We start from the raw sequence: 25,136 nt of genomic DNA on the forward strand, positions 1-25,136 counted from the left end.
TCGGTTCAGAATTGATAGGTATAGCCCACGCCCAACGTACGCCGACGCGATGGCCCGCCATAGGCCACCGGGTCACTGTAGAAACCATAGGTGTCATACGTCTGGTTCAACAGGTTGTCGGCAAACGCATACACCTCGCCAAACTTGCTCTCCAGCCCCGCCCTCAGGTCAAGCTTTTCATAGTTATCCAGATTGAAGTGATTCTGCGGATCGGCCGCGCGTTCGCCCACCAGATGGTAGTTGAGGCTGGTGTTGAGGGTGGTTTCGCCGAGGCTGGCGAGGCTGCCCAAAGGATGTTTCCAGCTGGCGTTGAAGTTGCCGCTCCAACGTGGCACATCCGGGGTACGGTTGCCGGCGGCGACGTCGCCAGCCTGGATGCCTTGCACACCGCTGGTGATCTTGGCGTCGAGGTAAGTGGCGCTGGCGGCCAGGGTCAGGCCGTAGTCGAAGCGCCAGCTGCCTTCCAGTTCGGCGCCGCGGGTGCGGGTGTCGGCGTTGAAGGCGTTGGTGGCGAAGGTCGCGGCGTCGTAGCCGAGCAAGTGATCGTCATGCACACGGGTGTAGAACAGCGCGCCGTTGAGGCTGCCGCGACGGTCCTCTGTCTCGCTCTTGAAGCCCAGTTCTGCGGCCTTGCTGACGGCGGCCTTGTAGGGCGCGCTGTCGCTGACCTGGGAGGCATAGTCATTGAACCCCCCGGATTTATACCCCCGCGCCAATTGCACGTAGACGTTGGTCTGCGCGGTGAGCGCGTAACTCAGGGCGGCGCGGCCGGTGCCGTAATGGTCGGTAAGTTTGCGTGAGTCATCCACGGCGCTCGAACCTGCGAAGTATTGGCCGTCGTAGGTCTTGCGGTCCCAGGAATGGCGGTAGCCGGTGGTGAGTTTCAGGCGTTCGGTGAGCGGGAATGTCACTTCGCCGTAGCCTGCATAGGTGGTGGTCGTGAAGTCGCGGAACTTGGCGCCGGAGGTACCGTAGGTGTTGCGCGGGGTGTCGTAGCTGCGCTCGTTGCGGCTGGCGGCGACCCCTGCGACCCAGAACACGTCAGCGTCGGGCAGTGAGCCCAGGTGCAGGTCCTGGCTCCAGCTGCGCTCGAAGGATTTGTCCACCACCCAGAACTCGCCGGGCGTGCCATAAAGCGCGCCCATCAACTTGCTGTCGTAGGCGATCAAGCCGGTGAAGTCGGCGGTGCCGGTGGCGGTGGTGGAGGTCAGGCGGCTGTTGGCGAAGTCGTGATCGACCTTGATCGTGTAGCGCTCGGTGGTCTTGTCATTGTCGTCGAACAAGCCAGGGGTCAGGTCCAGGCTCGGGTGGCTGCCGTAGGGGCGCAGCACCAGGGAGTTGGTGGCGCGTTCGGTCTGCTGGCGTTCGGCGCTGAACAGTATGTGGGTGTCATCGTTGAGGTCCCACAGCAGGCTGCCGCGATAGGCTTCATTGCGCGGTTTGGTGATGGGGTGGTTGGTCTGGTCGTTGTCGATCCAACTGTCGTAGCCGGCACGGCGCACCGCCAGGCGACCGCTCAAGCTGTTACTGAGCGGGCCGCCGATGGCGCCTTCGGTGAGGAACTGGCCTTTTTGGCCGACTTCGCCACGTACATAGCCTTCCAGTGTACGGGTGGGTTGGCGGGTGGTGATATTCACCGCGCCGGCCTGGCCAATCGCACCGGACATAGTGCCCTGGGGACCCTTGAGCACTTCGATGCGGTCGACATCGAGGGTGCCGAAACCCAGGCTGCGCGACGATACCGGCACGCCGTCGATGTTGAACGCCACCGAGCTGTCATCCATGGACATCTGGTACAGCGAACCCACGCCGCGGATCAGCACGTTGAAATCATTCGGTCCGCCTGAGGAATTGACGCTGACCCCGGAGGTGTTGCGCAGGGCGCTTTCCAGGGTGTCGAGGCGTTGGCTGCGCAGCTCTTCGCCGCTGGTCACACTGACACTGATCGGCACTTCCTTGGGGTCTTCCTTGGCCATCCGCGCGGTTACTGTCGAGGCGGGCAATTGCAGGGGCTCGTTGGCGGCGGCGAAGGCTGATGGAGAGAGTGTCAGTGCAATCGCTATTGTTATAGTATTACATTTGTAGCAAGATTGGCGGGTAGCCGTCGTGTTGCATCGTGCAGACATGATGGGACCTTGACTGAGAATTCTGATCGGCGCGCGGTGCACAGGGGCAGCGGCGGTTTGGCGCAGCGTTTGCGGCGCGCCAAATGCTAATAATTATCAATTGCGCACATCTACCCCGATGTGATCTGATTCGAGCCGTATCCGGTCAGCCAGGAGATTTACGATGTCAGCCGTTCAAGGAGGCGCAGGGGAGCCGATGCCGGTCTCGCGAATCATTACGGGAGGCTATGGAAGCGATCTTGGGCCAGGTGCCCATTGCCGGGTCACCCGCATGACACTGCAGGAAGGCCTGGATATCGTGCGCTGGCAGAGCCGCTTCGAGCAGCCGGTGGAACTGCCGTTGCAGGACGACAGCGAGTGCATTCACTTCAGCTTCACCAACCTGCTCAAAGGCAAGGCCGCGTGCAGCTTTCGCGATGGACGTCGGCAACGGCGCTACGCGATTGACGAGGGCGCGGGCAGCATCAGCTATGGCCGCTGCCGCCATGGCCTTTATCACCAGCACGGCGAGATCGACAACATCACCGTCATGATTCGCCCCGAGCTGCTGGCCCAGTGGGAGCTGAAACTCGACCCGCTGCTGAACAAGGCACTGGCCTGCGAGCATTGCTTTTTGTACGGCCATCGCAGCGGTGAAATGAGCGCCACTGCGCACATGCTTGCCCTGGCCATGGATCAAGGCACCAGCCTGCCACCGGCCCAGCCACGCAGCAGCCTGTGGTTGTACGGGCAAAGTGTCACGCTGGTGAGCCTGTTCCTGCAGGCGCGCCAGGACGCCGAGTGCACCTGCCGCGTCAGCCACACCGACCGCCAGCGCCTGGTGCGGGCTCGCGATCGTTTGTTGGAGGATCTGGGCAAGGCGCCGAGCCTGTCGGAGTTGGCCCGCGAATCCGGCTTGAGCCAGCCCAAGCTTACCCGCGGGTTTCGCCAACTGTTTTCCAACAGCGTCTACGGCGTGTTCCAGCAGATGCGCATGATCCAGGCGCGCAGCCGCTTGATGAGCGGCGAGGAATCGGTGATGCGCATCGCCTCGGACCTGGGCTATGCCAACGCCAGTCATTTCGCCACGGCGTTTCGCAAGCAGTTCGGGATCAACCCGTCGATGCTCAAGAACGGCGGCCGTGGCAAATCCTTGGGTGCCGGCTGACGCCGCCGGTCAGAACACCGCTTTGACCTGCAAGCCCAGCACCATCGCATTGTCGATGTTGTCACCGGAAAACGCCCCCGGCTCGATGATGTATTGCACATCCGGGCGCAGGGTCAGCCACGGCGTGGCCTGGTAACCATAACTGAGTTCGATCAACTGTTCGGCAGTGTCCAGGTCGGGATAGGCCGTGCCGGCATTGAACGCGGCCAGCTCCTGCACATCGCTGCTGCGGGGGTTGGGCACCGCACGGCCATAACCCAGGGCCACGGTATCCCGCGGGCGACCTTCGAACGGCTTGTACAACACCACGCCTGCGCCGTACCACTTGGTAAATGGCGACGCCGCTTCGCTGGCGGCAGAGTATTGGCCAAAGGCGTGCAGGCTGCGCCCCTCGGATGACTCGGAAGCCCACACGGCCTGATCGATCAGCAGGTAGTGGCCACCACGGCCGCTGACTTTCTTATCGCTGCCGATGCGCTTCACATCGGAGCTGTCGTAGTAATAGCCCAGCTTGTATTCACCCGGCAGGGCGCCTGCGTGCTTGTAGATCAGCTCGATGGGCACCACGGTACCGGTGGTGTGCTTGGGCCCCACATGCCAGGCGCGGCTGGCGTTGCCGTTACTGGACGGGTCGACATTGAACGCCGCCACCCGCAGCTGCCAGTTGGGCGAAAAATCATATTTCACCCGCGCGCCCAGGTGCGCATTAGGGTAGTTGGCCCAACCGCTGCCGCCGGACATGTTCAGCGGATGCCCGCAGAAACCGGCGTTCATGAAGTTGCACAGGATGCCGCTGTCCAGGCCGCCCAGGTCGTTGCCCATGGCCATATAGCCGAGCTTCACATTCAGCGCGGGGGTGAACAGCGTGCGCTCGTAGCTCAGCTCGGTGAGGCGGGTGTAGAGGCCGCCGTAGTTTTCCTGGATCGGCAGGCGGTTGCCGACCAGATCCTCGGAAACACTGTTGCCGCGGCGGTCATTGATGGTCAGCCGGATACGGTCGCCATTGTTGAAACCGTAGAGCTTGCCCAGGTCGAACTGCACGCCGAGCTTGAGGTTTTGCGAGTAGCGCGCCGAGCGATGCTGGCCGCCGTGGGCGTTGTAGGCGGTCTCGCCGCTGTAGTCGCCAGTGAATCGCACACCTTGTGCGTCGAGTTCGCGACGCAGGCCGCCCCAGTCGCCGGTCAGGGTAGTGTCGTCGGCTTGAGCGGGCAGGGCGGCAGCCAGGGCCAGGCCCAGCACCAGGCGGCCAAAGGAGGTATGAGAAGTAGGGGTCATGCGCAGGGTTCCAGGCACAGAGCGCGGTGCCGGAGCACCGCGCGAACAGAGGGGTTACGGCAGGGCGTAGGCGATCACGTAGTCGCCACGGTCGGTGGACTGGCGTGCGCCACCGGCGGTGACCACGATGTACTGCTTGCCGGTTTTCGGCGACACATAGGTCATCGGCCCACCCTGGCTGCCGACCGGCAGGCGGGCTTTCCAGATTTCATCGCCGTTGCCGCTGTTGAAGGCGCGCAGGTAGAAATCCTGGGTACCGGCGATGAAGATCAGGCCACCTTGTGTCGACAGCGTACCGCCCAGGGTCGGCAGGCCCACCTTGATCGGCAGGTGCATGCGGATGCCCAGGGGCCCTGTGTCTTCAACGGTGCCCACCGGTACTTGCCAGGCGACCTTTTGCGTCTTCATGTCGATAGCGGTCAAGGTGCCGAACGGCGGTGCCTGGCAAGGGATGCCGGCCACCGACAGGAAGCGGTTCTTGTTCACCGCATATGGCGTGCCCTTGAGCGGCACGGCGCCCATGCCGGTGTTCAGTGCTTCGCCACCGGAGGAGGCCTGCGCCTTGTTCTGCGACGGTACCATCTGGATCCACAGGCCCAGGCGCATGTCATTGACGAAGATAAAACCGTGCACCGGGTCGGTGGAGATGCTGCCCCAGTTCATGCCACCCAGGGAGCCCGGGAAGCTCAGGGATTTATCGGTGCCTGGTGCTGTGTACAGGCCATCGTAGCGCATGCCCTTGAAGTCGATGCGGCACAACAACTGGTCATACGGGGTGGCGCCCCACATGTCCGATTCGGTCAGGGTCTGCGCGCCGATCTGCGGCATGCCCACGGATTTGGGCTGGGTCGGGGAATAAGGCTCGTTGGGAATGTTGGCGGCCTTGACCGGCACTTCCTGTACGTCGGTCAACGGCTTGCCGGTGGCACGGTCGAGCACGTAGATCTGCCCGGCCTTGGTGCCGATCACCACGGCCGGTACTGCCTTGTCGCTGCCTGGCGGAGTGAAGTCGATCAGGCTGGGTTGCATCGGCAGGTCGAAGTCCCAGAGGTCATTGTGGACGGTCTGGTACACCCATTTTTCAGCACCGGTGGAGGCGTCGAGCGCCAGTACTGAAGCGCCATATTTGTGGTTGAGAGCGGTGCGCTCGACGCCGTATATATCGGTGGACGAGCTGCCTATCGGCAGGAAGACCGTGTTCATCTGCGGGTCGTAGGACATCGGTGCCCAGCTGTTCGGGGTGCTGCGCACGTAGGTGCTGTCGCCCGTCGGAGCTTGCTTGTCCTCAGGGTTGCCCGGGTCGAACGCCCAGCGCATCTGGCCGCTGATTACGTCGAAACCACGGATCACGCCGCCGGGCATGTCGGTCTGGACGTTATCGGCGACGCGGCCACCGACCACCACGGTGGTGCCGGCAATCAGCGGCGCCGAGGACAGCTGGTAGTAGCTGTCCGGCACATTGCCCAGGCCGGCTTTCAGGTCAACCTGGCCATGGGTGCCAAAGTCTTCGCAGAACTTGCCGGTGTCGGCATCTACGGCAATCAGGCGTGCATCGATGGTGTTGGTCAGCAAGCGACGCTGGCACTGCGCGCCGGCCGGCACGCTGGCGCCAATGATCGGCGAACTGTTGGGTTGGGTAGGTTGGGCAATGGGTGCAGTGGCGTCGAAATACGCCATGCCCCGGCAACGCTGCCAGACCGCCGATTTAGCGTTGACCTCGTTCTTCCACAGCTCTTTACCGGTGTCGGCATCCAGGGCGATCAAGTTGTTGTGCGGGGTGCAGATAAACACTTTGTTGCCGATCTGCAATGGCGTCAGCTGGTCTTCGGCACCGTTGCCATCGCTGAGGGCCACGTCGCCGGTGTGATAGGTCCAGGCGACCTTGAGCTTGTCGATGTTGTCGCGATTGATCTGGTCCAGCGCGGCGAAACGGCTGCCACCTTCGGTATTGCCGTAGTGCGCCCAGTCTTTCTGCGCATCGGCCGCAGCTACCGGGGTGATGCCCGGGCCAGCGCCGGTGGGCGCCACGCTCGGGTGGGCGACAAACATATTGCCTGCCGCTACCGCTACGCCCACGGCCAACACGGCGGCGACGCCATAGGCACCCCGCGCACGTTGGTTGACGAGCAGCGGGTACACCAGCGCTACCACCATACCGATGACCGCGAACATGAACAGTCGCGAGAACAGCGGCCAGAACACCAGCCCTACATCCGCTATGGCCCAGATGGCCGTACCGACCAGGAAGGCCGCGAACAGCCAGGCGCCGGCCGGTTTGCGACAAGCGAGCAACAGCCCTGCAATCGCCATGGCCGCGCCGCCGATCAGGAAGTACCAGGAACCTCCCAGGCTCACCAGTTTGACGCCGCCGATGGCCAGCGCGAGGCCGAGCAGGGCGATGATGACGCCCAGGCCCAGCAGTAAGAATCTAGAGGCGCCAGCGGCGCGCGATGCTCGTTTCATGTCGATCAGGACTCGAGTGAGGAAAGGCAGGGGCCTGATTTTAGCAAGATAAGTAACCAGTTAGTACATTTGGCTCGGTAATGCACTCTTACAAATCCTGCGATTATCCCAGACAGCAAAAAGCCGCTTGCGCCAAAAGGCGCAAGCGGCTTGAGTGGGCCAGTACCTGGGTCAGAACTTGAAGCGACCGACCAGACCCTTGAGTTGCCCGGAGATATCCGTCAATCGGCCAGATCCGGTCTGCGCCGAGTGGGCAAACTCTTCGACCAGTTGCGCATCGGCATGGATCTGCGCGATGTGGCGGTTGATCTCCTCGGCCACTTGGTGCTGCTCCTCGGCGGCGGTGGCGATCTGAGTGTTCTGGTCGCGAATGGAGTCCACCGAGCCACGGATCTTGTCGAAGCTGTCGCGGGCCTGTTGGATGCGCTCGACGCTGGCGTGGGACACCAGCAGGCTGCCCTGCATCTGCTGGGTGACTTCCTGGGTGCGGCGGGCAAGGTTGCCGAGCAGGCTGTCGATTTCGCCGGTGGAGTCGGCAGTGCGACGGGCCAGGGCGCGAACCTCATCGGCCACCACGGCAAAGCCGCGGCCCTGGTCGCCGGCCCGCGCAGCTTCGATGGCGGCGTTGAGGGCCAGCAGGTTGGTCTGTTCGGCGATGGAACGGATCGTGTCGAGAATAGTGTTGATGTTCTTGCTGTCCTGTTCGAGCAACTCCATGGTCTGGGTCGACTTCTGCAGGTCCGCGCTCAGTTTGTGCACGCTGGTGGTGGCTTCGCCGATATGTTGCTGGCCGTTGTGGACATCGCGGTAGCCTTCATCGGCGCTCGTCGCTGCCGCGCTGCATGAGCGCGCCACTTCGTTGGCGGTGGCCACCATTTCGTTGAACGCGGTGCTGACCAGTTCCACGGCTTCACGTTGGCGCCCGGCGGCCTGGTTCATGTTGCGCGCCACTTCGCTGGTGTCGGCAGCAGCGGTTTGCAGGTCGGAGGAGGCATTGCCGATGCGCTGCACCAGTTGTGCGATCACGCCCAGGAACTGGTTGAACCAACCCGCCAGGCTGGCGGTTTCATCCTTGCCCTGGACCTTGAGTTGGCGGGTGAGGTCGCCTTCGCCTTCGGCGATCTCTTGCAGGCCGTCGGCCACGCCGCGAATCGGTCGCACGATCACTCGGGCAAAGCTGGCGCCGACGATCGCGAACACCAGGGCGAGGATCGCCGCGATGCCGGCGATCAACCACGTCAGGCGAGTCGCCCCGGCCATGACTTCGTCGCGCTTGATCAAGCCGATAAAGCGCCAGCCCAGCCCTTGGGAGCTGACCACGTTGGCCATGTACGGCACGCCGTCGATGTCGATCTGGCTCACGCCGTCGCCGCGCTTGGCCAATTCGGCGTAGTTGGCGCCCAAGTCTGCCAGCGGCTTGAAGTTGTGCTTGGCATCGCTGGGGTCGACCAGCACGTTGCCGTTGGCTTCCACCAGCATCAGGTAGCCACTGTCGCCCAGCTTGATGTTGCGGACCAGCTCGGTCAGCTGCTTGAGCGACACATCCAGGCCGACCACGCCGAGGATATTGCCGCTGGCGTCGGCGACGGTGTGCACGGTGCCGATCAGGGAGACGTCGTCCGGCGCCCAGTAATAGGCGCCAGTGCGCACGGTGGTGCCTGGTGCGGCGATGGCGGCCTGGTACCAGGGGCGTACGCGCGGATCGTAATTAGTGAGCTTGGTGTCGTCAGGCCAACTGGCATAGCCGCCGTCCTTCAAGCCCAGGGACAGGTAGGCGGTGCTCGGATGGCTCTTGGCGAACTGGTCGAAAATCGCCAGCAGTTCTTGATTGGTCGGTGTCAGCGGGATTTGTGCAGCGTCGGCGCCGGCATAGCTTTTGAGGCCTTTGGCCGCGACAACGCGCGGGTCCTTGGCCACGTACTCGACGTTCTGGCTGATGCCGTCGAAGAACTGCTTCATGCCATTGTCGATCTGGCGGATTTCGCGGCCACTGCTATCGAGAAAATTCGCCAGGGCCCCCTCGCGCAGGTTCAGCACCACCAGTACGGCCACCAGAATGACTGGCAGGCACGCGATGGCGGCAAACGCCCAGGTCAGCTTTTGCTTGATATTCATGACTTCTCCCGCGGGTATTTATAATTTTGGCAAGGGGGAAAACGGTAGCGGTGAGCGTCGCATGTGTTGTTTTGCAGTCTGAGCGGCCCATGCTTACCCTTGTATATCGACTGCAAGGGCAAGCACTTGAGGGCAGGGGCAAGGTTTAACCGATGTGCTCGGCACCCAGGGCATCACGCTGCATCGACTGCAGGTTCTTTTCGATGGTTTCGCAGATGCTCTCCATCTGGATCTGGTGTTCGCTGGAGTTGAACGGGCTTTGCAGGTCGGTGCCGATGCGTTCGATGGCCAACAGCATGAAGCCCACCACCGTGGAGGCCAGCGGCGTGAACCAGCCCAGGGATTCCACCAGGCCCACCGGCACGATCAGGCAGAACAACGAAATGAACAGCCGCGGGAAATACACGTAGGGGTAGGGCAGTGGCGTGTTGGCGATACGTTCCATGCCGCCCTGGGCATTGGACAGGTCCACCAGGGTCGACTCCAGCCGTGCCAGGCGAATGCTGTCCAGGCGCCCGGCCTGGTATTCGCGGGCCAGCAACGTAGCGGAGCCGGTGAGGATGTCATTGGCAAAATTATTTGTGGCGCCGTTGCGCGCAAATTCGTCGGCGGGGATAAATGCCCGCACTTCTTCCGGGCACGGCTGGCCCTTGAGGTGCGCGGCCAGGCAATTGACATAGGCCACGTGCCGGCGCAACAGCGTCGACTTGACCGGGTTCACCTCACCGGGAGCGTCATCCAGCAGGGTCAATACTTGCCGGGCAAAGCTGCGCGAGTTGTTTACCATCGCTCCCCATAGCGTGCGTGCTTCCCACCAGCGGTTGTAGGCACTGCTGTTGCGAAAGCTGATCAGCACCACCAGCGCCGAACCCAGCAAGGTCAGGGGCATCAGCGGCAAGTTGATCTTGGCGGTGAGAAACAGCATGAAGTCCACCGTCACGGCCACATCCCATAGCAACAGCCAGAACAGCGCCCAGCCCACATAGCCCATGGTCTTGATGATCAGGCGATATTTCTTCAGGACAGCAGCTTTCAAACGAGCACCTCGCAGTGGGTGGTTGGCAACAATGCCCTGTTACGACGTCGCCAGAGAGGGAAGGTTCGCAGGGTGCTGAATCGATTAGTTGATAAGTCGCTATCCCGGGAGAATGTAACGAGAGGTGTCGCGCAACTGCGGGCCACAGATGATTTGAATGTGGAACAACTTTGGTACTGATGACGTCTGGTGCGGCAATCGCTGTACATTGCGTTCGAGGCAAAAAGCCATTAATGGCAGGGTTTTTGACGTGATTTGTTTTGGGGCCTGGCTGCAGGGATTTCGTAGCCGAGATCAGTGGAATAATTGGTTGATCAGGGCTCTTTCATGCGTGTCAGTTCGTTGAAGTCAGCTATGTGTAATACCGCGCAAGCACTCGAACGTCATAGGGATTTTGAAGCGTGCATGAGAGCGCATTACCACGTGCTGCTCGTGCCCTATTCAAGACGACCGTTTTTCTATAAGAGTGCACTTAAATACAGCCGCTTGATGGTGTCGTTTGCGTTATTGAGCCAGTACTTTTCCACCCCGCTGCCATTGTTGGCGGAAGTTAAGGCCCTGTGCGTGACGCGCAGGTATTGTTCGAAAAACAGCCTGGAATCAATCTTCCTGTTGTTTCGTGCCCTGGGTTTCATGGAGGTTGCACCGCACCCAGAAGACAGTCGCTTCCGGGTGTATTCACCCTCGGATGAAGCTTGCCGTGAAGCACGCTTGATGCTGACCGCCCTGACTGAGTCGTTGGCGCTGCTGTACCCGGAGCGGGAGATTTTCCGGCAGATGCGCGACCTCGATGATCGCGGGTTTCTGGCCCTCTATTTCAAGGGTTTTGCCGTAATCCTCGCGTCTGAACTGACGGTGGATGTGTTACTGCCCGAGTGTTATTGGCTGGTGAAACGCGATGCCGGGCATCTGTTGATGCTGGCTATCTATAACGATGCCTTTGCGCCGGACAATGACCGCACTACCTTCAGGTCGTCGTCCTACCTGGCATTGGCCAAGCAACTTTCCGTGTCCAAGACCCACATTATCCGCATGGTGCAGGAAGGTGTGGAGAAGGGCTATTTCAAGGCCCACTCCAAGACCCGGCTGGAAGTCCTGCCACCTTTCGCCAGTCTGGTAAAGCGCTTCATGGCCTTTTCATTTGCGGTGGGCCTGCATGCTATTGAGATGGGAGCGTAGGGGATGCCTGCTAACTTGAAGTTGCGGCCCCGGATGCGCAGTTTGCTGTCGCCTGCGGTGACGCAAGCCGAATGGATAGGGATTATTGCCTGGGTCGGCATGTTGTTGATTCATCCGGCCCTGCAGTTGGATATTTATACGATGGGCGTCACTCTTGGCCTGTTGGTGGTTTGCCGCGTGCATACCAGGACCGCCAACTTTCTGCTTTGGCGGGTGCTGGGGGTGACCTATATGGTGCTGTTGTCGGTCGGCTTCGCCTACATCATTCGCTTGAATGAAGAGTTGCGCATTTATGGCCTGCCATTGGCCGTCACCCTGGTGGTGGGCAGCGCCATCTTGTTTATCAGTGTCCAGGATTATCTGGCCGACGCGCTATTGGTCTGGCTTATTCTGTGGCCGCCGATGCAGGCCGATATATATGCGGGCACCGAGGTCTATCTGCTGATGTTTTGTGCTTCTTCGGTGTCCATTGGTTTTATCTTGAGTTACTCCTACTTGAAGAACCTGCGCTCGGTATTGTTGGTGGAAAGTGAGTTTCGCGCATTGGCCGAGACTGATTATCTGACCTCGATCCTCAACCGGCGCGCCTTTATGCAAAGTTTCGAAAAGTTGCTCAGTGGTGGCCAGAGCGGCTACTTCATCATGTTGGATATCGACAGTTTCAAGGAAAAAAATGACCTGTATGGTCACGATGTGGGCGACAAGATCCTGCGTGCCATGGCCGTGTGCCTGAAAAACGCCAAGGGCAGTCACAGCTTTGGACGGATCGGCGGGGAAGAGTTCGGTGTGTTGTTGCAGGGTGACGACCCGGAACTGGCCTGCGATTTTGCCCTGGCGTTGTTGCAGTCGATCCGCAGCAGTGTCGCTGCACCGCATAACTACACGTGCAGTGCGGGCATGGCGCGCTTTTCGGCGGGCGACGACCTGTCGACGGTGCTCAAGATGGCGGACAAGAACCTGTATGGCGCCAAGCGCAACGGCAAGGACTGCGTGCATCTGGACGGTGCGCTGCTGCAGCCGGTTTTATCCTGACGCGCAGGCGTCATCTACAGCTGCGACAGAATACTCGCCAACAACCCGGGAAAGCGGCTCTCCAGCTCGTCGCGACGCAATGAATTCATATGGGTGGTGCCCACGTTGCGGGTGTGCACCAGGCCGGCATCGCGCAGTACCCGGAAGTGGTGGGACATGCTGGATTTAGGCCTCCCGCCATCCAGTTCACCACAGCTGGCTTCGGGCACGCCGGCCAGGCAGCGCACGATGTCCAGGCGTACGGGGTCGCTCAAGGCGTAAAGCACGCGCTCTAGGGTCAATTCTTGCGGTGTAGGGTGTTTGAAGGCTCGCATGAGCGGATCATAACAGGGGGGTAGCGTTCAATACCATAGTTCGATTACCATCGAACTATCGAATCACACACCCTTCCCCGGAGTATCTGATGTCCGCCTTGTTCGAACCGTTCAAACTTAAAGACGTTACCTTGCGCAATCGCATTGCCATCCCGCCGATGTGCCAATACATGGCCGATGACGGCATGGTCAACGATTGGCACCACGTACACCTGGCCGGCATGGCCCGTGGCGGGGCCGGCCTGCTGGTGGTCGAGGCCACCGCAGTCGCTCCCGAAGGGCGTATCACCCCAGGCTGTGCCGGTATCTGGAGCGATGCCCATGCCCAGGCGTTCGTGCCCATGGTCAAGGCCATCAAGGCCGCAGGTTCGGTGCCGGGCATCCAGATCGCCCACGCCGGTCGCAAGGCCAGCGCCAACCGCCCGTGGGAAGGCGATGACCACATTCCTGCCTCCGATGCACGCAGCTGGGAAACCATCGCCCCCTCGGCCATCGCGTTCGGGGCCAACCTGCCCAACGTACCGCGTGCCATGACCCTGGACGATATCGCCCGCGTCCAGCAGGACTTCGTCGACGCCGCCCGCCGCGCCCGTGACGCCGGTTTTGAATGGATCGAGCTGCACTTCGCCCACGGCTACCTGGGCCAGAGCTTTTTCTCCGAGCATTCCAACCAGCGCACCGATGCCTACGGTGGCAGCTTCGATAACCGCAGCCGCTTCCTCCTGGAAACCCTGGCCGCCGTGCGTGAAGTCTGGCCGGAAAACCTGCCGCTCACTGCCCGGTTCGGCGTGATCGAATACGACGGCCGTGATGAGCAGACCCTCACCGAGTCCATCGAGCTGGCGCGCCGCTTCAAGGACCGTGGCCTCGACCTGCTGAGCGTCAGCGTCGGTTTCACCATTCCCGACACCAACATCCCGTGGGGCCCGGCCTTCATGGGGCCGATTGCCGAACGCGTGCGTCGTGAAGCGGGTATCCCGGTGACATCCGCCTGGGGCTTCGGTACCCCGCAACTGGCCGAAGGCGCGTTGCAGGCCGGGCACCTGGACCTGGTGTCGGTAGGGCGTGCGCACTTGGCCGATCCGCATTGGGCGTACTTTGCCGCCAAGGAATTGGGCGTGGAAAAATCCTCCTGGACCTTGCCGGCGCCTTACGCGCATTGGTTGGAACGCTATCGCTGAAGCGGGCCAGGCATACACAAGAGCCACTCAAGTGAGTGGCTTTTTTTCGCCTGGTGTTTATGCACTACGGAGGCCAAAGGCTTGAGCGAAAAATAACAAATGAGAATGGATGCCAAATGAGAATCGACTGGGCTATGATGCTCGCGAATTCTTGGCAGGTTTGCCGTCCCATCTGGCTCTTTCACTAGGTTCAACACCCATGCGTCGTACCCTGATTTCCCTCTGCGTGCTTCAGGCGTTTTCCCCTTTTTCGTGGGCAGAGGATGCCCCCGCTGAAACAGCCAGTATCGAGCTGCAGGCCACCAACGTGACTGCCACCGCAGACCTCGAGTCGGCCCAGGGGCCGGTGCAGGGTTACCACGCCACACGATCAGCCAGTGCGACGCGTACCGACACCTCCATTCATGAAACCCCGCAATCCATCAGCGTTGTCTCCAAGGACGTGGTCGAGGACATCGGCGCGACGCGCCTGCAGGATGCCCTCGACTATGCCGGCGGTGTCGGCCGCGCCAACAACTTCGGCGGCCAGGGCCTGACCACTTTCACCGTGCGTGGCTTTACTACCGGTGAGTTCTACCGCAATGGTTTCCCGATCAACCGCGGCTACCCGAACATGCCGGACGCCAATACCATCGAGCGTCTTGAAGTACTGCGCGGCCCCGCCACCATGCTCTACGGCCGTGGCGACCCCGGTGGTACCTTCAACGTCGTGTCCAAGCAGCCGCTGGCCGAGCGCACCGTGACCCTGGGCAGCCAGGTGAATGACCAGGGCATGAAACGCGGCACCCTGGATGCCTCCGGCCCGCTGGACGAAGAAGGCCGCCTGGCCTATCGCCTGAACGTGGTGGGTGAGGGCGGCGATACCTTCCGCGATCATGTCGAGACCGAGCGCTATGGCGTGACTCCGGTGATCACCTGGCAGGCCAGCGACGACACCAAGGTGACCTTCGAAGGCGACTTCATGCGCAACAACCACCCGTTGGACCGTGGCCTGACGCGCCTGCCCAACCAGCGCGGCACGCCCTCGCGCGATACGTTCTGGGGCGACAAGGACGCCGGCAAGCTGCACAACGACAACAACATGGCGCAGTTTCGTTTCGAGCATGCGCTCAACGACAACTGGACCCTGGGCGGTGGTTTCCAGTGGTTGGACGGCAGTTTGAAAGGCAACGCCATCGAAGCCAATGGGATGGGCAGTCTGGGCGCCGATGGCCGCACCCTGCAACGCAACTTCAACTACCGCAAACTGGAATGGACCGACAAGGATTACCAGCTCAACCTGACCGGGCACTTTTCCACGGGCGGCTTCGATCACACCCTGCTCACCGGTATCGAGTACGAGGATTACGACTACCAGTCGATCATCCAGCGTTCCAGTGCGGCCCTGGGTACCTACCCGATCGACATTTTCAATCCGGCGTATGGCCAGGCCCGTCCGCCGCTGACGCGCACGCCGACCCACGACAAGGAGAACCTCAAGACCTATGCGGCGTTTGTCCAGGATCAGGTGGCGCTGACCGAGCGCTTGAAAGTCTTGGCAGGAGCGCGTTTCGAGCGTTTTGAGCATGACTACGAAAGCTATGTAACAGGGGTAAAACCCTGGACCGCCGCTGACAACGCGGTCACCCCGCGTGTGGGTGTGATCTACGACCTCACCGACACCGTCGCGGTCTATGCCGACGCCGCCCGTTCGTTCAAGCCCAATACCGGTGCCAGCCGTGAAGGCGGTGGTTTTGCACCGGAGAAAGGCAAGTCCTATGAGATCGGGGTCAAGTGGGAGGCGCTTGACCGTCAACTGAGTGTCGACGCGGCGATCTACCAGATCGAAAAGAAAAACGTGCTGACCAACGACCCGGCCGACCCCACCAACACCTTCAGCATCGCCGCTGGCCAGGTGCGCAGCCGCGGATTCGACCTGAACGTGGCGGGCAACCTCACACCCGAGTGGCGCGTGATCGGCGGCTACGCCTACGTGGATGCCGAGGTCACCCGAGACAACACCTTCCGTGCCGGCACCCGCCTGATGAACATCCCGCGCAACAGCTTCAGCCTGCTCAATGTCTACGAGTTCCAGGACGGCGCACTCAAGGGCCTGGGCCTGGGGGCCGGCGGCAAGTACGTCGACCAGCGTGCCGGCCAGACCGCCAACTCTGGCTTCTCGATGGACGCCTACACCGTGGTCGACCTGCTCGGCTACTACAAGGTCAACGAGCAGGTACGCCTGAACCTGGATGTGAAGAACCTGTTCAACCGCGAGTATGAGGAAGGGGCGTTCGGTAATATCTATGCCTACCCGGGTGCGCCGCGCACGGTGCAGGTCGGCATCTCCTACACCCTATAAAGCGCTGTACACAGGTCCAAAATGTGGGAGGGGGCTTGCCCCCGATGGCGGCCTGACAGCCGACCAGGATGTTGGATCATACCGAGTACATATCCATTTCTGCGGTAACGGCTACTTAGGGTTCCGCTCTTACAGCGGCTCACTTTTGGAAGGACCCAAAAGAAAGCAAAAGGTCCTCGCCCCACCACTCGGCACCTCGCCCAGGCTCGGTGTGCCCCAAATCCCTGTCGAGTTCCGGCCAGCGTGGTTTGACGGGGCGCCTAAAATCAAAAGCAGAGCAAGAGCAAGAGCAAGAGCAAGCAGCAAGTCGGCACGGTCAGTTGTGTAGATACCTATGCCCCGATATAGGTATGTCAGCCAGGTATCTGGTGCTGATCCACCGCTATCGGGAGCAAGCCCCCTCCCACATTTGGACTGCATGCGTCCAGGGGGCTCTCTGTCAGCCTGGCATGCATATCTCATGTGGGAGGGGGCTTGCTCCCGATAGCATTATTTCAACCAGCATATGCGGGGCTGATACACCGCCATCGGTGCCATTCGAATCGTTGCACCGCCCCTCCCACATTTGGATCTGCATGACTGTCAAGGTTGACAGTAGACAGTGCAGGACCATGGAGAGATGTTTGCCATTAACGTGTCAGCCTAGTTGTCGGCGCCCATGCTTTTCGAAGCCACGCTTGATAGGGATATTGAAAATGGAGCGAGAACTCGTCAGTGAAACCGATGAACTGATTAAAAAGACTAACGATGCCGAGCGTCTCTTCACCCGTTACGCCACCAAGTGCTATACCTCAGCCCTGCAAAAGTACGTCAAGGAAATCAGCGAGACCTCGTACACCTATCTATTGGCCGAGCTGGCCGAGAGTTCGCTGAGTTCGGAAATACTTGGCCGGCCAGGCGCCAATATCAGCCTGGTCAGGATCGAGATAGAGGAGGTCATGCTAGAGGCCGAGGTGATCAAGAAATTGAAGCGCGCCGAAACCCATTACCTGGAAACGCTGGAGTCGGTGCGCAAGTTCGAAGACCTCAAGCGCTTCGAAAAAATGCAGGACACCTCCGATATCGTCCGCTCGATCAAGCTCGGCGTGTCTCGCTTCAATATCCTCTTTGTCATTTTGCTGATCGGCGGGTTGACCTGGGCGGCGATCAATCTGCCCAAAGAAGCCCTGGCACTTATTTCCGCCGCTATCGGCGGGGCCATTACCCACTTGTTGTCCGAGCGCCAGGCGGTGCTGGCGCTGAAAAAAGACGGAGATAACACCTGCCCCAGAGCCAACGCCAATAATCAGGAATAGGTGCCACAGCGCCGGGTTACAACGGCGTCAGCACATTCATCACCGTATCCAGCGCCACCCGTGTGTCATCCAATTGCACCAGCGAGGCGTGCCGCGCGCCCAGGGCGTCGCGGTTCTGGATCGCGGTAAGGATCGCCTTGTGCCGGGGCAGGCTCAAACCCTGGATATCCGGACGGCGGTTGGTGATGTTGATCGACTCGCGCAACGGCAGTGAAAGCATGTTGCACATATAGGCGAGCAGGTCGTTGCGAGTGGCGTCGGCAATCGCACGGTGGAAGTCCAGGTCGGCCTGCAACAGCTGTTCGTGGGTCTGCGCGGTTTCCATGCCCTGGTAGGCTTGTTCGATGGTGGCGATGTCTTCATCGGTGGCGGTGGTCGCGGCCATGGCGGCGATTTCCGGCTCCAGGATACGACGCACCCCGGCCAGGGTGTTGAAGAACTCGCTGTGGGGTGTGGACTGCATCAACCAGGACAGCACGTCCGGGTCGAGCAGGTGCCATTTCAAGCGCGGCCGCACCACCGCGCCCACCCGCGGCTTGGAATACACCAAGCCCTTGGCGCTCAGCACCCGCGTCGCCTCGCGCAATACCGAGCGGCTGACCTGGTATTCCTCGCACAGCGTGGCTTCCATGGGCAACCGTTCTTCAGGCTTGAAGCGACCGGAAACGATGTGCATGCCCAAGTCCTGGACGATCTGGGCATGCTGGCTCTTGCGCGGCTTGGGCGGCTGGTGATCCATAACGACGGATAGGCTCTGGCTTAGATTCGCCGCATCATAGCATCCCAATTAGTGGGAATGCCGTGGGACTTCGGCGCCACGGCAACCCACCAGGAAGTCGAAATCACAGCCCTGGTCAGCCTGCAGCACATGGTCGATGTACAACTGGCGGTACCCGCCGACGATCAGGTTCTGCGCCGGCTTGAGGTCGGCCATGCGTGCCGCCAGCTCGGCGTCAGGGATGTCCAGGTGCAGGCGGCCATTGGCACAATCGAGCTCGATCCAGTCGCCTTCCTGCACCGTGGCCAACGGCCCGCCGGCAGCGGCTTCCGGCGCCACATGCAAGACCACGGTGCCGTAGGCGGTGCCGCTCATGCGTGCATCTGAAATACGCACCATGTCGGTCACGCCCTGGGCCAGCAGCTTGGCCGGCAAGCCCATGTTGCCGACTTCGGCCATGCCCGGGTAACCCTTGGGGCCGCAGTTCTTCATGACCAGGATCGAGTTGGCGTCCACGTCCAGGTCCGGGTCGTTGATGCGCGCCTTGTACATGTCGAAGTTCTCGAACACCACCGCACGGCCGCGATGCTGCATCAGCTCGGGGCTGGCCGCCGATGGCTTGAGCACCGCGCCCAGGGGCGCCAGGTTGCCGCGCAACACGCAGATGCCGCCGTCGGCGCGGATCGGGTTGTCGAGGGTGCGGATCACTTCATCTTGGCCGTAGATCGGCGAGTCCTTGGTGTTCTCGCCCAGGGACTTGCCGTTGACGGTCAAGGCATTGGGGTGGGGGATCAGGTTGGCTTCACCCAGGCGACGCAGCACCGCGGGCAGGCCACCGGCGTAGTAGAACTCTTCCATCAGGAAGCGCCCGGAGGGTTGCAGGTCGACGATGGTCGGCATGCCGCGGCCGATGCGGGTCCAGTCATCCAGGTCGAGTTCAACCCCGATGCGCCCGGCAATGGCTTTCAAGTGGATCACCGCGTTGGTCGAACCGCCGATGGCCGCGTTTACCCGGATCGCGTTTTCAAACGCTTCCTTGGTCAGGATCTTCGACAGCTTCAAGTCTTCGCGCACCATCTCCACCGCACGCATGCCCGACATATGCGCCAGCACATAACGCCGTGCATCCACCGCCGGGATCGCCGCGTTGTGGGGCAGGGACGTGCCCAGTGCCTCGGCCATACAGGCCATGGTCGACGCCGTGCCCATGGTGTTGCAGGTGCCCGCCGAGCGTGACATGCCGCCTTCGGCAGCAAGGAAGTCATCCAGGGTGATGGTGCCGGCCTTGACCTGTTCGCTGAGCTGCCACACCACGGTGCCCGAACCGATGTCCTGGCCCTTGTGCTTGCCATTGAGCATCGGCCCGCCGGTGACCACGATGGCCGGCACATCGCAACTGGCCGCACCCATCAGCAGCGCCGGGGTGGTCTTGTCGCAACCGGTCAGCAGCACCACGCCATCGATGGGGTTGCCGCGAATGGCTTCCTCCACATCCATGCTCGCCAGGTTGCGGGTGAGCATGGCGGTAGGGCGCAGGTTGGATTCACCGTTGGAAAACACCGGGAATTCCACCGGGAAGCCACCGGCCTCGATCACGCCGCGCTTGACGTGCTCGGCGATCTGGCGGAAGTGCGCGTTGCACGGGGTCAGCTCCGACCAGGTATTGCAGATGCCGATGATCGGCTTGCCATGGAACTGGTGGTCGGCAATGCCCTGGTTCTTCATCCAGCTGCGGTACATGAAGCCGTTCTTATCGGCGGTACCAAACCACTGGGCGGAGCGTAGGCCGGGCTTTTTGTCAGGCATGATCGATTCTCTTATTGTATGACTATATGTTCTATGCGTGGTTAAACATAAGCGCAAAATCGAAGCTTTGGAAGTGTTGTTTTGCAAATAGTCATACTATATAGTCGATCTCAACTGAGGTATGACCCTGGCGGATTTCGCGAGAGGCGTCCCCCGAGCTTCTATAAAAACAACAATCGGAGATCGACCCATGAGCCAGGAATTGCGGCTTATTCGGCGCATCACGCTGAAACTGATTCCCTTCCTGATCCTGCTGTACCTGATCGCCTACGTGGACCGTTCCGCCGTAGGGTTCGCCAAGCTGCACATGGGCGCCGACGTCGGCATCGGTGACGCCGCCTATGGCCTCGGTGCCGGGCTGTTCTTCATTGGCTACTTCCTGTTCGAAATCCCCAGCAACCTGATGCTCGACCGCTTCAGCGCGCGGCGCTGGTTTGCGCGCATCATGATCACCTGGGGCGCCATCACCATCGGCATGGCTTTCGTGCAAGGTCCGCACAGCTTCTATGTGATGCGCTTTTTGCTCGGCGCGGCGGAGGCGGGGTTCTTTCCTGGCGTGCTGTACTACATCACCCAATGGTTCCCGGTACGCCATCGCGGCAAGATCCTCGGGCTGTTCATCCTCTCCCAGCCCATCGCGATGATGATCACGGGCCCCGTATCCGGCGGTCTGCTCGGCATGGACGGCATCCTTGGCCTGCACGGCTGGCAGTGGCTTTTTATCGTGATCGGCACCCCGGCGATCCTGCTGACCTGGCCGGTGCTGCGCTACCTGCCGGATGGGCCGAAACAGGTCAGCTGGATGAGCGAGCAAGAAAAGACCTGGCTCACCGGCGAGCTGGAAAAAGACCTTCAAGCTTACGGCCAGACCCGCCATGGCAACCCCTTGCATGCCCTCAAGGACAAGCGCGTGTTGCTGCTGGCGCTGTTCTACCTGCCGGTGACCCTGAGCATCTACGGCCTGGGCCTGTGGCTGCCGACCCTGATCAAGCAGTTCGGCGGCAGCGACCTCACCACCGGCTTCATCTCCGCCGTACCGTATATCTTCGGCATCATCGGCCTGCTGATCATCCCGCGCAGTTCCGACCGCTTGAATGATCGCTACGGCCATCTCGCGGTGCTGTATGTGCTCGGCGCCATCGGCCTGTTCTGCAGCGCCTGGCTGAGTGTGCCGGTGCTGCAGATGGCTGCGTTGTGCCTGGCGGCGTTCGCCATGTTTTCCTGCACCGCGGTGTTCTGGACCTTGCCGGGGCGCTTCTTTGCCGGGGCCAGCGCGGCAGCCGGTATCGCCTTGATCAACTCGGTGGGCAACCTTGGCGGCTACATCGGTCCGTTCGTGATCGGTGCGCTCAAGGAATGCACCGGTAACCTGGCCTCGGGCCTGTATTTCTTATCCGGCGTGATGGTGTTCGGGCTGGTCTTGACCCTCGTGGTCTACCGCGTGCTGGAGCGCAAGCACGTGCTGCCGGTCGACCAATTCGCCGCCAGCGCCCGTGGCGCCACACGTACTTAAATCCTGGAGAAAATGCATGCGTCTAGTTCAGTTCGAGTTGGGTAACGGGGAGCGCCGCGTCGGCGTAGTGGAAGGCAACACTCTGCGCGAAGTGCAGGGCGCACACAGCGTACGCGAGTTGGCGCTGGCCGCCATCAAGGCCGGCACGGGCCTTGCGCAACAGGTGCAGGGCCTGGGCCTGGGCGACAGCCATGACTACGCCGCGCTGCTGGCCGAGCTGAAAGTCCTGCCGCCACTGGACCACCCGGACCCGGCCCATATGCTGATCAGCGGCACCGGCCTGACCCACCTGGGCAGCGCTTCGGCCCGCGACAAGATGCACCAGCAGGCCGGAGACGACAGCGCCATGACCGACACCATGCGTATCTTCAAGTGGGGCGTAGAGGGCGGCAAGCCCGCGGCCGGCCAGGCAGGCGTGCAGCCGGAGTGGTTCTACAAGGGCGACGGCAGCATTGTCGTACGCCCGGGCGCCGCCTTCCCGGTGCCACCGTTTGCCGAAGACGCTGGCGAAGAGCCGGAGATCGGCGGCCTCTATGTGATCGGCCACGACCGCAAACCCTATCGCCTGGGTTTTGCGGTGGGTAATGAGTTCTCCGACCATGTGATGGAACGCAAGAACTACCTGTACCTGGCCCATTCCAAGCTGCGCAGTTGCAGCTATGGCCCGGAACTGCGCGTGGGCGAGCTGCCCCAGCACCTGGCCGGCAGCAGCCGCATCCTGCGCAACGGCGAAGAAATCTGGCGGAACGAATTCCTCAGTGGCGAGGCCAATATGTGCCACAGCCTGGAAAACCTTGAGTATCACCACTTCAAATACAGCCAGTTCCTTAAGCCGGGGGATGTGCACATTCACTTCTTCGGCACCGCTACGCTGTCATTTGCCGACGGTATACGTACCCAGCCGGGCGACGTGTTCGAGATCAGCCAGGCCGAATTCGGCGCGCCGTTGATCAACGGTATCGGAAGCAACGACGCGGCATTTGAACCCGGCCAAGTCACCCCCCTTTAAGGAGATCAACATGACCCAGTTCCTCGGCCACAACTACATTGGCGGCCAGCGCAGCGCCAACGGCGATGTCAAGCTGCAAAGCGTCGATGCCACCAGCGGTGAAGCCTTGCCGCAGGATTTCTACCAGGCCACACCGCAAGAGGTCGATGCCGCCGCCAAGGCCGCCGCCGCTGCGTATCCGGCGTTCCGTGCGCTGAGTGCCGCGCGCCGTGCGCAGTTCCTGGACGCGATAGCCGACGAGCTGGATGCCCTGAGCGATAACTTCATCGATTTGGTCTGCCGCGAAACCGCGCTGCCCGCCGCCCGCATCAAAGGCGAGCGTGGGCGCACCAGCGGCCAGATGCGCCTGTTCGCCACGGTGCTGCGCCGTGGCGATTTCTACGGGGCGCGTATCGATAAAGCCTTGCCGGATCGCCAGCCGCTGCCACGCCCGGACCTGCGCCAATACCGTATCGGCCTGGGCCCGGTCGCCGTGTTTGGCGCGAGTAATTTCCCCCTGGCATTTTCCACGGCCGGTGGTGATACCGCCGCTGCGTTGGCCGCAGGCTGCCCCGTGGTGTTCAAGGCTCACAGCGGGCACATGGCGACGGCCGAGCAAGTGGCCGATGCGATCATCCGCGCAGCCGAGGCCACCGAGATGCCGGCGGGGGTATTCAACATGATCTTCGGCGGCGGCGTCGGCGAAGCCCTGGTCAAGCATCCGGCGATCCAGGCCGTGGGTTTCACCGGCTCGCTCAAGGGTGGCCGTGCCCTGTGCGATATGGCCGCGGCACGCCCGCAACCGATCCCGGTGTTCGCCGAGATGTCGAGCATCAACCCGGTGATCGTACTGCCCCAGGCCTTGCACGCCCGCGCCGAAAGCGTGGCCCGCGACCTGACCGCCTCGGTAGTGCAGGGCTGCGGACAGTTCTGCACCAATCCCGGCCTGGTCATCGGTATCGCGTCGCCACAATTCACGGCGTTCACTCAACAGGTCGCGCAATTGATCGGCGCGCAACCGGCGCAGACCATGCTCAACGCCGGCACCTTGGGCAGCTATGGCAAGGGTCTGGAAAAACTCCTGTCCCACCCCGGTATCCAGCACCTGGCGGGTAACGCGCAGTCGGGCAACCAGGCTCAACCGCAGCTGTTCAAGGCGGATGTACGGCTGTTGATCAACGGCGACGAAGTGCTGCAGGAAGAAGTGTTCGGCCCCACCACGGTGTTCGTCGAAGTCGCTGACCAGGCCCAGCTCAATGCGGCCTTGCACGGTCTGCACGGCCAGCTCACGGCGACAATCATTGGCGAGCCGGCGGACTTTCAACAGTTCGCCGAACTCACGCCGCTGCTGGAACAGAAAGTCGGACGCATCCTGCTCAACGGTTATCCCACTGGCGTCGAAGTCTGCGATTCGATGGTGCACGGCGGGCCATATCCGGCAACGTCCGACGCCCGCGGCACGTCGGTGGGCACCCTGGCCATCGACCGCTTCCTGCGCCCGGTGTGCTTCCAGAATTACCCTGATAGCCTGCTGCCCGAGGCGTTGAAAAACGCCAACCCGTTGCGTATTCAGCGGCTGGTGGATGGCACGCCATCCCGCGATCCGCTGTAATTCACCAGGAGGCTTCATGTCAGTGAATGCAGTGACCCCACACCGTGCCCGGTTGGGCGAAGGGCCGTTCTGGGACAGACCGATCCAGGCCCTGTATTGGGTGGATATCGCTGCCCGGCAGGCCCTGCGCCTGATGGGCGGCGAGTTGCAGGTCTGGCAATTGCCCGAGCATGTCTCGGCATTCATCCCCTGTGAAAGCGGCGATGCGCTGGTGACCTTAAGAAGCGGCGTGTATCGCCTGGACCTGACCACCGAAGCGCTGACCCTGCTGTGCGTCGCCGACCCGCAACCCGGCAACCGCGGCAATGAAGCGCGCTGCGATGCCCAGGGCCGGCTGTGGCTGGGCACCATGCAGAACAATATCGGTGAGCAAGGCGAGGACTTGCCCATCACTCGGCGTTCCGGCGGATTGTTCCGCATCGATGCCGATGCCACGGTCACGCCGCTGCTCAGCGGCCTGGGCATTCCCAACACACTGCTGTGGAGTGAAGACGGTGGTCATGTGCACTTCGGCGACAGCATGGACGGCACGCTGTACCACCATGCAATCCAGTCTGACGGCCAACTCGATCCCGCACGGGTGTGGTTCGGACCCCACGAGCGAGGCGGTCCGGACGGTTCGGCCATGGACGCCGAAGGCTACATCTGGAATGCCCGTTGGGACGGCAGTTGCCTGCTGCGCCTGACACCCCTTGGCAAGGTGGACCGCATCATCGAACTGCCCGTCAGCCGTCCCACCAGTTGCGTGTTCGGTGGGCCCGACCTGACCACGTTGTATATCACCAGCGCCGCGAGCCCCTTGGGTCACCCTTTGGACGGTGCGCTGTTGGCCATTGAGGTCGATGTGCCTGGCAAACCTTGCCATCGCTTCGCCGGTTAAACCCAAGACTTAAAAACAACAACAAGAGGTGTCGTTCATGAAAAAGGTTCTACGCGTTCTGGCTGCCGCCGTTGCTTTAAGCAGCCTCAGCAGCATCGTATCCGCTGAAGAAGTC

At 61.6% G+C, this 25,136-nt stretch carries 18 protein-coding genes and 1 pseudogene; 10 read left to right on the top strand and 9 right to left on the bottom strand.

From position 1 onward, the window contains the following. Positions 1-5: 5 nt before the first annotated feature. Positions 6-2,003 carry a TonB-dependent receptor gene (locus tag QZR30_RS26405; protein WP_235577297.1) on the bottom strand — a complete coding sequence of 666 codons (1,998 nt, stop codon included), beginning with the start codon at positions 2,001-2,003 and terminating at the stop codon, positions 6-8. Positions 2,004-2,289: 286 nt separating this feature from the next. Between QZR30_RS26405 and QZR30_RS26410 the strand changes: the two genes are divergently transcribed. Further along, entirely contained in the window at positions 2,290-3,273 is a 984-nt protein-coding gene (locus QZR30_RS26410) for a helix-turn-helix domain-containing protein (RefSeq protein WP_046072149.1), read from the top strand. Positions 3,274-3,282: 9 nt separating this feature from the next. On the opposite strand, the gene QZR30_RS26415 is transcribed toward QZR30_RS26410, so the two are convergent. From QZR30_RS26415 to QZR30_RS26430, 5 genes and pseudogenes are all read right to left on the bottom strand, one after another. After that, positions 3,283-4,548 (bottom strand): carbohydrate porin, encoded by a 1,266-nt coding sequence (locus QZR30_RS26415; protein ID WP_311904610.1) that lies wholly within the window; start codon positions 4,546-4,548, stop codon positions 3,283-3,285. 54 nt (positions 4,549-4,602) lie between these two features. Then, complete coding sequence (locus QZR30_RS26420; RefSeq protein WP_311904612.1) at positions 4,603-7,011, bottom strand: glucose/quinate/shikimate family membrane-bound PQQ-dependent dehydrogenase; 2,409 nt, start codon at positions 7,009-7,011, stop codon at positions 4,603-4,605. Between the two features lie 171 nt (positions 7,012-7,182). Continuing rightward, on the bottom strand, positions 7,183-7,950 hold the full coding sequence (locus QZR30_RS28140) for a methyl-accepting chemotaxis protein (RefSeq protein ID WP_371851117.1): 768 nt from the start codon (positions 7,948-7,950) through the stop codon (positions 7,183-7,185). Positions 7,951-8,049: 99 nt separating this feature from the next. Continuing rightward, a pseudogene (locus QZR30_RS28145) lies at positions 8,050-9,126 on the bottom strand (cache domain-containing protein); the annotation flags it as partial. A gap of 145 nt (positions 9,127-9,271) precedes the next feature. Beyond that, positions 9,272-10,162: a bestrophin family protein gene (locus QZR30_RS26430; RefSeq protein WP_046072153.1), complete on the bottom strand. Its 891-nt coding sequence runs from the start codon at positions 10,160-10,162 to the stop codon at positions 9,272-9,274. A 327-nt stretch (positions 10,163-10,489) separates the two neighbouring features. Between QZR30_RS26430 and QZR30_RS26435 the strand changes: the two genes are divergently transcribed. Both QZR30_RS26435 and QZR30_RS26440 read left to right on the top strand, forming a co-directional pair. Then, positions 10,490-11,341: a hypothetical protein gene (locus QZR30_RS26435; RefSeq protein WP_173664483.1), complete on the top strand. Its 852-nt coding sequence runs from the start codon at positions 10,490-10,492 to the stop codon at positions 11,339-11,341. A gap of 3 nt (positions 11,342-11,344) precedes the next feature. After that, positions 11,345-12,373, top strand: coding sequence for a GGDEF domain-containing protein (locus QZR30_RS26440; RefSeq protein ID WP_046072154.1), 1,029 nt, complete (start codon positions 11,345-11,347; stop codon positions 12,371-12,373). Between the two features lie 14 nt (positions 12,374-12,387). Here the strand turns inward: QZR30_RS26440 and QZR30_RS26445 are convergent, their stop codons facing one another. Beyond that, a complete protein-coding gene (locus QZR30_RS26445) occupies positions 12,388-12,687 on the bottom strand; it encodes an ArsR/SmtB family transcription factor (RefSeq protein ID WP_043051026.1) in 300 nt (99 codons plus the stop codon). A gap of 89 nt (positions 12,688-12,776) precedes the next feature. Between QZR30_RS26445 and QZR30_RS26450 the strand changes: the two genes are divergently transcribed. From QZR30_RS26450 to QZR30_RS26460, 3 genes are all read left to right on the top strand, one after another. Then, a complete protein-coding gene (locus QZR30_RS26450; RefSeq protein ID WP_056846001.1) occupies positions 12,777-13,868 on the top strand; it encodes an NADH:flavin oxidoreductase/NADH oxidase in 1,092 nt (363 codons plus the stop codon). Between the two features lie 199 nt (positions 13,869-14,067). Continuing rightward, positions 14,068-16,209 carry a TonB-dependent siderophore receptor gene (locus tag QZR30_RS26455; RefSeq protein WP_311904615.1) on the top strand — a complete coding sequence of 714 codons (2,142 nt, stop codon included), beginning with the start codon at positions 14,068-14,070 and terminating at the stop codon, positions 16,207-16,209. A 695-nt stretch (positions 16,210-16,904) separates the two neighbouring features. Beyond that, positions 16,905-17,504: a hypothetical protein gene (locus QZR30_RS26460; protein WP_043051029.1), complete on the top strand. Its 600-nt coding sequence runs from the start codon at positions 16,905-16,907 to the stop codon at positions 17,502-17,504. Between the two features lie 16 nt (positions 17,505-17,520). On the opposite strand, the gene QZR30_RS26465 is transcribed toward QZR30_RS26460, so the two are convergent. After that, on the bottom strand, positions 17,521-18,243 hold the full coding sequence (locus QZR30_RS26465; protein WP_034119145.1) for a FadR/GntR family transcriptional regulator: 723 nt from the start codon (positions 18,241-18,243) through the stop codon (positions 17,521-17,523). Between the two features lie 48 nt (positions 18,244-18,291). After that, positions 18,292-20,028, bottom strand: a complete 1,737-nt coding sequence (locus QZR30_RS26470; protein WP_059396801.1) for an IlvD/Edd family dehydratase — start codon at positions 20,026-20,028, stop codon at positions 18,292-18,294. Positions 20,029-20,218: 190 nt separating this feature from the next. On the opposite strand from QZR30_RS26470, the gene QZR30_RS26475 reads away from it, so the two are divergent. The 4 genes from QZR30_RS26475 to QZR30_RS26490 are packed head-to-tail and all read left to right on the top strand — an operon-like array spanning position 20,219 to position 25,021. Then, positions 20,219-21,541: an MFS transporter gene (locus tag QZR30_RS26475; protein ID WP_311904617.1), complete on the top strand. Its 1,323-nt coding sequence runs from the start codon at positions 20,219-20,221 to the stop codon at positions 21,539-21,541. A 16-nt stretch (positions 21,542-21,557) separates the two neighbouring features. After that, positions 21,558-22,550 carry an AraD1 family protein gene (araD1, locus tag QZR30_RS26480; protein WP_046072159.1) on the top strand — a complete coding sequence of 331 codons (993 nt, stop codon included), beginning with the start codon at positions 21,558-21,560 and terminating at the stop codon, positions 22,548-22,550. Between the two features lie 10 nt (positions 22,551-22,560). Further along, entirely contained in the window at positions 22,561-24,141 is a 1,581-nt protein-coding gene (locus QZR30_RS26485; RefSeq protein ID WP_068966960.1) for an aldehyde dehydrogenase (NADP(+)), read from the top strand. A gap of 16 nt (positions 24,142-24,157) precedes the next feature. Next, on the top strand, positions 24,158-25,021 hold the full coding sequence (locus tag QZR30_RS26490) for an SMP-30/gluconolactonase/LRE family protein (protein WP_311904619.1): 864 nt from the start codon (positions 24,158-24,160) through the stop codon (positions 25,019-25,021). The last annotated feature ends 115 nt before the right edge of the window (positions 25,022-25,136 follow it).

Source organism: Pseudomonas sp. rhizo25 (assembly GCF_031931935.1).
Classification (GTDB): domain Bacteria; phylum Pseudomonadota; class Gammaproteobacteria; order Pseudomonadales; family Pseudomonadaceae; genus Aquipseudomonas; species Aquipseudomonas synxantha.

What these genes read in the sequence shown, in the direction of transcription:
- QZR30_RS26410 (WP_046072149.1), top strand. Translation starts at nt 2,290, where the DNA reads ATGTCAGCCGTTCAAGGAGGCGCAGGGGAGCCGATGCCGGTCTCGCGA.
- QZR30_RS26415 (WP_311904610.1), bottom strand. Translation starts at nt 4,548, where the DNA reads ATGACCCCTACTTCTCATACCTCCTTTGGCCGCCTGGTGCTGGGCCTG.
- QZR30_RS26420 (WP_311904612.1), bottom strand. Translation starts at nt 7,011, where the DNA reads ATGAAACGAGCATCGCGCGCCGCTGGCGCCTCTAGATTCTTACTGCTG.
- QZR30_RS28140 (WP_371851117.1), bottom strand. Translation starts at nt 7,950, where the DNA reads ATGAACCAGGCCGCCGGGCGCCAACGTGAAGCCGTGGAACTGGTCAGC.
- QZR30_RS26435 (WP_173664483.1), top strand. Translation starts at nt 10,490, where the DNA reads ATGCGTGTCAGTTCGTTGAAGTCAGCTATGTGTAATACCGCGCAAGCA.
- QZR30_RS26440 (WP_046072154.1), top strand. Translation starts at nt 11,345, where the DNA reads ATGCCTGCTAACTTGAAGTTGCGGCCCCGGATGCGCAGTTTGCTGTCG.
- QZR30_RS26445 (WP_043051026.1), bottom strand. Translation starts at nt 12,687, where the DNA reads ATGCGAGCCTTCAAACACCCTACACCGCAAGAATTGACCCTAGAGCGC.
- QZR30_RS26450 (WP_056846001.1), top strand. Translation starts at nt 12,777, where the DNA reads ATGTCCGCCTTGTTCGAACCGTTCAAACTTAAAGACGTTACCTTGCGC.
- QZR30_RS26455 (WP_311904615.1), top strand. Translation starts at nt 14,068, where the DNA reads ATGCGTCGTACCCTGATTTCCCTCTGCGTGCTTCAGGCGTTTTCCCCT.
- QZR30_RS26460 (WP_043051029.1), top strand. Translation starts at nt 16,905, where the DNA reads ATGGAGCGAGAACTCGTCAGTGAAACCGATGAACTGATTAAAAAGACT.
- QZR30_RS26465 (WP_034119145.1), bottom strand. Translation starts at nt 18,243, where the DNA reads ATGGATCACCAGCCGCCCAAGCCGCGCAAGAGCCAGCATGCCCAGATC.
- QZR30_RS26470 (WP_059396801.1), bottom strand. Translation starts at nt 20,028, where the DNA reads ATGCCTGACAAAAAGCCCGGCCTACGCTCCGCCCAGTGGTTTGGTACC.
- QZR30_RS26475 (WP_311904617.1), top strand. Translation starts at nt 20,219, where the DNA reads ATGAGCCAGGAATTGCGGCTTATTCGGCGCATCACGCTGAAACTGATT.
- araD1 (WP_046072159.1), top strand. Translation starts at nt 21,558, where the DNA reads ATGCGTCTAGTTCAGTTCGAGTTGGGTAACGGGGAGCGCCGCGTCGGC.
- QZR30_RS26485 (WP_068966960.1), top strand. Translation starts at nt 22,561, where the DNA reads ATGACCCAGTTCCTCGGCCACAACTACATTGGCGGCCAGCGCAGCGCC.
- QZR30_RS26490 (WP_311904619.1), top strand. Translation starts at nt 24,158, where the DNA reads ATGTCAGTGAATGCAGTGACCCCACACCGTGCCCGGTTGGGCGAAGGG.